The 1640-nt window shown below is 62.8% G+C and carries 2 protein-coding genes; both read right to left on the bottom strand.

Going from position 1 to position 1640, the window contains the following annotated elements:
• Nucleotides 1–167: 167 nt before the first annotated feature.
• On the bottom strand, nucleotides 168–500 hold the full coding sequence (locus EN984_RS39150) for a thermonuclease family protein (protein WP_245480181.1): 333 nt from the start codon (nucleotides 498–500) through the stop codon (nucleotides 168–170).
• A 405-nt stretch (nucleotides 501–905) separates the two neighbouring features.
• Nucleotides 906–1640 (bottom strand): ABC transporter substrate-binding protein (locus EN984_RS33775; RefSeq protein WP_164765882.1); only part of this gene is annotated, 735 nt, incomplete at its 5' end.

The following is a 1640-nucleotide window of genomic DNA, read 5'->3' as shown; positions in this document are numbered from 1 at the left end:
CCATAGTCTTTATCACTGGCCGATCTCCTGTGGTTGGGCTGGTATAAGGCCGGTGTGTTGCAATTTCAGTTTCAAGGAAGCTTGCAATTTAATCGATTGCGTGATGACCCCATCAAGGCTGCGCCCGTGGCGGTTAACAAACAAAACATCAGGGAATGAATGGCAGGCTATTGCGCCGGGCCGAATATGCCCATCTCAGCCTTTCGGGCTGTCGCCTCCGCCTTGCCGTAGATGCCGCTCGGCAGCGCCGTGGCCCAGCCGTTGGAGACAAGCCAGGCGCCGACATCCTGCTTGCCCAGCCTGCACGGTGCGGCGACGGCAAAACGCTCGACGTCCGGCGGTACGAAACAGTGCAGCGCGCGTCCCCTCAACCAGGAATTGAAAACGGCGCGTGCGCGAAGGCCGCAAGGCCAGGTGACGTCATGAAACGAGCAGGAGCTGTCGAGATCGATGCCCCGCACTCCGCTGATGACCACCTTGCGGCCCATGGCTTCGAACATCGCCGACGATGTGGCAATCGGGCGGTAGAGCAAGACCTCCCGCCAATCCCCGGGCATTGGCGTTTTCGGGGGCACGGCGAGACCGAGCTCGCTGAGTGGCGGACGGGGCTCGGCCCTTTCGATCTCAGCGGGATCAAGCCGTGGCGGAGCGATCAGGTCTTGAGCAACCTTGCGCGCCGGCTCCAGGCGTTGTGCGTCGGCAACCGGGGCAACCGGCCGGATAGGCCGGGTATCGCCAACATCCGGCGACGGGGCACGGACAGGCCGATCGACCGAAAGCAACGCCCCGCCTTGAATGATCAGCAGTATCCCGGCCAGAAGCAGGATGCTTCCGAGTGCGATCGCCAAGCGGCTGCGGCCCCGCCTGCCCATCAGCTTGAACAGGATCTCGGGGATTTGCGCCGGTCAGAAACCCGACGTCGATTTGGCAACCAGCTTGAGCGCACCTTTTTCAATCCGATAGAACGGCATCGAGCGTTGGCTGGATCCGTCGGCCCGAAACCGGAACAGGCCGGTCGAGCCACGAAAGCCGTTTGGATTTTCGAGAACTTTCTTGCTGAAGCCATCAGGCCCGACCGCGCTGGCAATCCCTGCCGTCAAGGCAACCATATCATAGGCATAGGCCACATTGACGTCGGCCGGATAGTTGTATGTCGTCCTGAAGCGGTCGGCGATCGGCCCGGTTTCACTTGGATCGAGCGTGGCGATAAACGCCCCCTCGAAGAGCGGATCCATGGGGTGCTCCAGCCAACGGTTCGTTCCGACGACGGAGATGGTCTTTCCCGGAATGCCCTTCGATTTGAGGGCGGCAAGGATGGGCGCCGGACTGCCATTGCCGCTGGCGACAATGACGGCGTCGGGGGCGTCCACGAGTGAGCCCATTTCGTCGATCGCCTTCGCGCCACCGTCGCCGGCAGAATATCGGAGAGTGACCGCGAGCGCCGCGCCGTAGATGCTGAGGCTGTTTGCGACCCGCTTCTCCATGGCGCCGGCGTTTGGATTGTCCGCGACAAGCAGTACGAACTTCTTGCTGCCTTTCGCGGCCAGTCCCGCGGCGCCGGCTGCGGCGCTGTCGGCTTCGCCAAGGAGCACGGCATAGACCCCGGCGCCGCCGGCGAAATTGTCGGCAAGCGCCAGAAC

The organism is Mesorhizobium sp. M7A.F.Ca.CA.004.12.1.1 (genome assembly GCF_003997835.1).
In the GTDB taxonomy this organism is placed as follows: Bacteria; Pseudomonadota; Alphaproteobacteria; order Rhizobiales; family Rhizobiaceae; genus Mesorhizobium.
The sequence above is the reverse complement of the archived record's forward strand: the minus strand, read 5'-3'. Positions and strand labels throughout refer to the sequence as shown.